Annotated in this window: 7 protein-coding genes; 1 reads left to right on the forward strand and 6 read right to left on the reverse strand. The window is 71.7% G+C overall.

The window, feature by feature from the left end; genetic code table 11:
• Positions 1 to 7 precede the first annotated feature (7 nt).
• Positions 8 to 1,075 (forward strand): DUF3866 family protein, encoded by a 1,068-nt coding sequence (locus ACWEJ6_RS48020; protein ID WP_387680262.1) that lies wholly within the window; start codon positions 8 to 10, stop codon positions 1,073 to 1,075.
• Here ACWEJ6_RS48020 and ACWEJ6_RS48025 read toward each other — a convergent pair.
• From ACWEJ6_RS48025 to ACWEJ6_RS48050, 6 genes are all read right to left on the reverse strand, one after another.
• On the reverse strand, positions 1,021 to 1,500 hold the full coding sequence (locus ACWEJ6_RS48025; RefSeq protein WP_357977352.1) for a DUF3291 domain-containing protein: 480 nt from the start codon (positions 1,498 to 1,500) through the stop codon (positions 1,021 to 1,023). The genes ACWEJ6_RS48020 and ACWEJ6_RS48025 overlap by 55 nt on opposite strands.
• A gap of 33 nt (positions 1,501 to 1,533) precedes the next feature.
• Positions 1,534 to 2,181, reverse strand: a complete 648-nt coding sequence (locus ACWEJ6_RS48030) for a helix-turn-helix transcriptional regulator (protein ID WP_364341809.1) — start codon at positions 2,179 to 2,181, stop codon at positions 1,534 to 1,536.
• A gap of 19 nt (positions 2,182 to 2,200) precedes the next feature.
• On the reverse strand, positions 2,201 to 3,127 hold the full coding sequence (locus ACWEJ6_RS48035; protein WP_452432059.1) for an FKBP-type peptidyl-prolyl cis-trans isomerase: 927 nt from the start codon (positions 3,125 to 3,127) through the stop codon (positions 2,201 to 2,203).
• A 94-nt stretch (positions 3,128 to 3,221) separates the two neighbouring features.
• Positions 3,222 to 4,130 (reverse strand): FKBP-type peptidyl-prolyl cis-trans isomerase, encoded by a 909-nt coding sequence (locus ACWEJ6_RS48040; RefSeq protein ID WP_452432060.1) that lies wholly within the window; start codon positions 4,128 to 4,130, stop codon positions 3,222 to 3,224.
• Between the two features lie 119 nt (positions 4,131 to 4,249).
• Positions 4,250 to 5,608: a Pup--protein ligase gene (pafA, locus tag ACWEJ6_RS48045; RefSeq protein ID WP_125642647.1), complete on the reverse strand. Its 1,359-nt coding sequence runs from the start codon at positions 5,606 to 5,608 to the stop codon at positions 4,250 to 4,252.
• 136 nt (positions 5,609 to 5,744) lie between these two features.
• On the reverse strand, positions 5,745 to 6,308 hold the full coding sequence (locus tag ACWEJ6_RS48050; protein ID WP_452432062.1) for a hypothetical protein: 564 nt from the start codon (positions 6,306 to 6,308) through the stop codon (positions 5,745 to 5,747).
• Positions 6,309 to 6,429 lie beyond the last annotated feature (121 nt).

Genomic DNA, 6,429 nt, shown 5'->3' on the forward strand with positions numbered 1-6,429 from the left:
TGCCCCCGTGATCAGATGGCGCAAGGGCGAGGTTGTCCGGATCCGACGCGAGTGGCCGGGAGCGGTGGAGCTGGACGTCGCCGTTCCCGAAGGTGAGTGCCGGGCACTGGCCTACCCCCCGTTGGTGGGCCGCCCGGAACCCGGTGACGAGGTGCTGCTCAACACGACCGCACTCGCGATGGGTCTCGGTACGGGAGGTTACGCCATGGTGGTGGCCGTCCCGAACCGTTTGCCGCAAGATCCGGTGGGTCCGGGGCACCTGGTGAAGGCCCGCTACACGCCGCTGCAGGCCACGGTGCTGGGCGCCGACGAGCAGGACTCGCCGTTCCACGACGTCCTGAGCGAGGCCGACGACCTGGCCGGGATGCCGGTGATCGTGGCCGATCTGCACTCCGCGCTGGCCCCGATCCTGTCCGGCCTGTACGACGGCGCCCCCGGCCCGCGGGTGGCGTACGTGATGCAGGACGGCGGCGCGCTGCCCGCCTGGTTCTCGATGTCGGCGGCCCGGCTGCGGGAGACCGGCTGGCTGGCCGGGGTGGTGACGACGGGCCAGGCGTTCGGCGGCGACGTCGAGACGGTCACCGTCCACACCGGGCTGCTGGCGGCCAGGCACGTGCTGCGGGCCGACGTGGCGATCGTCACGCAGGGCCCGGGCAACCTGGGGACGGGCACCCGCTGGGGCTTCTCGGGCGTGGCGGCGGGCGAGGCGGTCAACGCCGCCGGGGTGCTGGGCGGCCGTCCGGTGGCGGCGCTGCGGGTCAGCGAGGGCGACGCGCGCGAGCGGCACGTCGGCGTCTCCCACCATTCGCTGACCGCCTACGGCCGGGTCGCGCTCTCGCCGGCCGACGTGGCGGTGCCGCAGCTGCCCGGCGCGTTCGGCGAGCGGGTGCGCGAGCAGGCCGGGCCGCTGGCGGCCCGGCACCGGCTGGTGCCGGTGCCGGTGGACGGCCTGCACGAGGCGCTGCGCGCCGCGCCCGTGAAGCTGTCCACCATGGGCAGGGGCCTGGAGGAGGACCTGCCCTACTTCCTGACCTCGGCGGCGGCGGGCAGGCTGGCGGCCTCGCTGCTGTCGTAGGAGTCCTTGTAGGTGAACGCCTCGGGGCTCGGCCCCTCGGTCCTGAGGCGTTCCAGCCGCCGCATGCCCTCGGCCAGCGACGGGATGTGCCCCTCGGGCACCCACCACATCACCATGTACGGCTCGGCCACGCGCAGGAACCACTCCCTGCGCCGGCGCAGCACGCCCAGATGGACGCTGCGATAGGTGAAGTCCCACAGGGTCTCCAGCGACTCCCACACCGAGAAGTTGATCAGCAGGTGGTCGCCGAAGTCGTGCACGACGGTGGCGGTGGGGTCGCTCTCGCTCTCCTTCATCCGCCACACGAAGCCGGGGGCCTCGTCGGCGACGGCGTTGACGGGTTCGAGCAGGGCGACGAACTCGGCGAGTTCGGGGGCGTCGATGGGCGCGCGCAGGTGCGCGACGTTGAGCTGGGCCAGATGCATGGGGCTCAGCACATCACTCTCGCGGCTTCTATGTCAATCTTCATTTGTTTTAGAAAGCGAGACGCAGCACTCCCCCGGCCGCGGATCCAGCCGCGCCCTGCCCGGGTCCTCGCCCATGCCCTCCAGCAGCCCCTGGCACAGCGCCAGGTTCATCGAGCACACCAGCAGCGGCTGCTCCTGCGACAGCAGGTGGAAGGGACAGTTGCGCAGCCGCAGCGCGCCGCCCTCGTCGTAGGGCTCGTAGCCGCGCTCGCGCAGCACCCGGTCGACGGGCTCGCCGCCGCGCCCCCTGCCGATGCGCGCGCCCGCCCGGCGGGCCGCCTGCTCGGCCTGCTCCTCCGCGCCGAGCAGCTCCACCACGTCGGCCAGCACCGCGGCGGGCGTGGCGTAGTCGCGCGGGGGCAGGCTGACCGTGCGCTCGCCCTTGGCCCTGCGGTAGACCTTGGCCGGGCGGCCGCTGCCGGGGCCCTTCCTGTCCTGGGGACGAAAGCCGCTCTCCAGCAGCCCGGCCTCGACGAGCTTGTCGAGGTGGTGGCCGGCCAGCGTCCTGGACACGCCGGCCGCCTCGGCGGCCTCGCCCCGGCCGACGTCGCCGCCGCCGGCCGTCACGGCCTCGTACAGGCTGCGGCGCACGGGGTCGTGCAGCAGGCCGAGCGCCTGCAGGTCGTCGTCACTGCTCACAGCCGGAGTCTACGGAGCCTCAGTAGGCGGCCAGGACGTCCACGACGAACACGAGGGTGTCGGAGCCCTCGATCCCGTACGCGGGATGGCCCGGCGCGCCGTAGCCGTAGGCGGGCGGGACGACCATCAGCACCCGGCTGCCGACCGGCACGCCGACCAGCGCCTTGTCCCACGCCTTGATCACGGTGCCGTCGCCGATCCGGAACGCCTTCGGCAGGCCGGTCGACCAGGTGGAGTCGAAGACCTCGCGCCGGGCCCAGATCGCGCCCTCGTACTGGGTGACCAGGAGCTGCCCGGCCCGCGCCGGGCCGCCGCTCCCCCGCCGCAGCACCTTGGCGGCGAAGGCGCGCGGCGGCGCGGTGGCCGGGATCGACACCTTCGGCCGCTCGCCGCCGGTCACCCGGACGCCGGCCAGCGACCCACCGGCCGCCTTGACCGCGGCGCCCTTGCGGTGGGCGCCCAGGATGTCCACGACGTAGACCAGGTCGTCGGCCGGGCCGACGCCGCGCGGCGGGGCGGCGCCGAAGCCCTGGTCGGGCGGGACGGCCGCGAGCACCCTGCTGCCCACCGTGCGGCCGCGCAGCGCCCTGCCGAGCCCCGGCAGCAGCGAGCCCACCGGGAAGGCCGCCGGGGCGCCCCGGTTGAAGCTGGAGTCGACCAGGCGGTTGTCGCGGCCGTCCCAGACGTGCGCGGTGTACTGGACGACCGCGACGTCGTCGTCGCCCAGCCGGTCGCCGCCGCCCGTGGTCAGCTCGTCGACCTGGAGATCGGCGGCGGGCCGGCCGGCGGGGAAGACGATCGTGGGCCGGGCGCCGAACGCGCCGCCCACCTTCAGGTCGAGTTTCTCCTCCGCCTTATGGGCGGCCTCGCCGGCCGTCGGGCCCGTGCAGGCGGCGGCCAGCAGCAGCAGCGACGCCAGCGACGGCACGATCGTACGGCGGCGCATCTGCCCTCCCACGACAAAGTAGCCCGGCGGCGAGACGCCACCGGGCCACGAGATGCTACCGCGTCGTCGGACGGCCCGTCAGGAGATCACCCGGTCAGGAGGCCGCCAGCACGTCGACCACGAACACCAGCGTGCTCTTGGCGGGGATCTTGTCCTGGGCCTGGTCGCCGTAGCCGAGGTCCGGCGGGATGCTCATCACGACCCGGCTGCCGACCGGCACCCCGGCCAGGCCCTTCTGCCAGCCCTGGATCACGTTCGCGAGCGGGAACTCGGCCGGCTCGCCGCGCTCCCAGCTGGAGTCGAACTGGCTGTCGGTGCCCCAGATCTTGCCCGTGTAGTGGACGGTCAGCGTCTGGGTGGGCTGCACCTTGGCGCCGGTGCCCTCGATGATGGTCTTGACCACCAGGTCCTTGGACGGCTTCTCGCCGGTCTTGGTGGTCAGCGTCGGAGCCTTCTCCCCACCCGGGTTGTCCACCTTGACGCCCTTGAGGGTCTGGCCGGTCTCCTTGCCCGTGGCCGCCTTCAGCGCCGGGGGCCGGGCGCCGACCACGTCGAGCACGAACACCTTCGTCGGCTCGGCGCCGGCCGTGGCCTGCCCCGCCGGGGCCGAGTCGTTGGCCAGCACGGCCAGCAGCCGGCCGCCGTGCTTGACCTTCGTGAAGCCGGTGCGCAGCACCTCCGGCAGCTGCTCGTTGACCGGGACGGTCTCGGGCTGCTTGGTGTCGTAGGAGGAGCCCTGGATCGCGTTGCCCTTGCCGTCCCAGTTGTAGACGGTCAGGTTGACGATCAGCTTGTCGCCGGTCTTGACCTCCGGGCCGGTGCCCGGCTGGATCACCTTGTAGGAGGACTTCGTCGCCGGCGAGCCGGCGGGGAAGGTCACCGTGGGCTTGACGCCCACGTTCCCGGTGACGGTGAGCCCGGCCGCGTCGGTGCCGGTGGTGGCGCCTCCGTTCGCCCCGGCGTCGGTGTCGCCGCACGCGGCGGCGACGAAGATCAAAGGCACGGCTGCCAGTACGGCCAGAGCGCGGCGCATGGACTTCCCTCGGAAAAGACGTCAGATTCGCGTCACCCTACCCGACATCGAGGTAGGGCCGAGGTAAACACCACGCCCCGGCCGTCGCCTCACATGCCGGCGATGAGCTTGTCGACGCGCTCGTCCACGCTGCGGAAGGGGTCCTTGCACAGCACCGTGCGCTGGGCCTGGTCGTTCAGCTTCAGGTGAACCCAGTCGACGGTGAAGTCGCGCCGCTTCTCCTGCGCCTTGCGGATGAACTCGCCGCGCAGGCGCGCCCTGGTGGTCTGCGGCGGCACCGACTTGGCCTCGAAGATCTTCAGGTCGGAGGCCACCCGCTCGACCGAGCCGCGCTTCTGCAGCAGGTAGAACAGGCCGCGCTTGCGGTGGACGTCGTGGTAGGCCAGGTCGAGCTGGGCCACCCTGGGCGAGGACAGCGGCAGGTCGTACTTCTTGCGGTAGCGCTCGATCAGCTGGTATTTGGTCACCCAGTCGATCTCGCGCGAGACCAGGTCGAGGTCGCCGGTCTCGACCGCGCGCAGCGTGCGCTCCCACAGCTCCAGCACCCGGCGGGTGATGGCGTCGCCGCCGCGCCGGTCGACGAAGTCCTGGGCCTTGGACAGGTACTCCTGCTGGATCTCCAGGCTGGAGGCCTCCCGGCCGTTGGCCAGGCGCACCCGGCGGCGGCCGGTCATGTCGTGGGAGACCTCGCGGATGGCCCTGATCGGGTTCTCCAGGGACAGGTCGCGCATCACCGTGCCGGCCTCGATCATGCGCAGCACCAGGTCGGTCGCGCCGACCTTGAGCAGCATCGTGGTCTCGCTCATGTTCGAGTCGCCGACGATCACGTGCAGACGGCGGAAGCGCTCGGCGTCGGCGTGCGGCTCGTCGCGGGTGTTGATGATCGGCCGGGACCGGGTGGTGGCGCTGGAGACGCCCTCCCAGATGTGCTCGGCCCGCTGCGAGACGCAGTAGACGGCGCCGCGCGGCGTCTGGAGCACCTTGCCCGCCCCGCACACGATCTGCCGGGTCACCAGGAACGGGATCAGCACGTCGGCCAGGCGGCCGAACTCGCCGTGCCGGCCCACCAGGTAGTTCTCGTGGCAGCCGTAGGAGTTGCCGGCCGAGTCGGTGTTGTTCTTGAACAGGTAGATGTCACCCGCGATGCCCTCTTCGCGCAGGCGTTTCTCGGCGTCGACGAGAAGGCCCTCAAGGATGCGCTCGCCCGCCTTGTCGTGGGTGACGAGTTCGATGACGTTGTCACACTCGGGTGTTGCGTACTCAGGATGGCTGCCCACGTCGAGGTAGAGACGTGCGCCGTTGCGGAGGAAGACGTTGCTCGATCGGCCCCAGGACACGACCCGCCGGAACAGGTAGCGCGCGACCTCGTCGGGGGACAGCCTGCGCTGTCCCCTGAACGTGCAGGTCACGCCGTACTCGTTCTCCAGCCCGAAGATGCGACGATCCATCACCTCACACTATGCCCACGGATCGGCGATCGGGAGAGATCTTCACAGGTGTTTTCCGGTGGACGTCCCATTTGCCAGATTTGCTGGGTGGGTTTTACCAGGTCCGCGCCCGCCCCCGCGAAGCGCGGAGCCGGTATCACGGGGTGTAGATCTCCTGCACCTTGACGATCTTGCCCTTGTGCACCGTGATGAGCGACGGCTGCCGCTGCTTGTCGTGCCGCTTGACCAGGACGGACGCGGGGCAGCGCTTGGCGCCCAGGCCGGTGTTGCGGTCGACGGTCATGGCCGCCATCACCGGCTTGCAGCCGTAGGCCGACAGGAAGACGACGTCCTTGGCGATCGGGGAGGCGTAGGCCGTCACGTCGCCCTCGGGCGGGCCGACGAAGTAGCCCTCGGTGGTCTTGGACCGCTTCCACTTGATGGGCTCGTACTCGGCGACGCCGTCGCGCACGTCGGTGATCCAGCCGCGCAGGATGCCGCTGTGGCGGGAGTGGATGCCCTTGGTGAAGTCGTGGCCGGGGTCGGCCTGGAAGCTCGTGCCGAAGATCGCGGGCTTCTTGTACGCCGGGTATGCGGTGGCGGCCTGGCTCGCCGTGGCGGTGACGGTGGCGGTCGTGGCCGCGTGGGCGGCGACGCCGGAGGCCAGCAGCGCGGCGGCGGCGGTGCCGCCGGCGAGGAGGGTGCGCATCGTTGTGTTCACGCTTGCTGAGATCCCACCTCGCGCCCCTGGGTTCACCGCCATGCCGGTGATACAGGTCACACAGCGCGGGCCCTGTCGCGGGCGGTGAGCTCAAGGGAGAGGGCGAGGGCCGTCATGGTGG

It is taken from the genome of Nonomuraea sp. NPDC004702 (assembly GCF_053601695.1).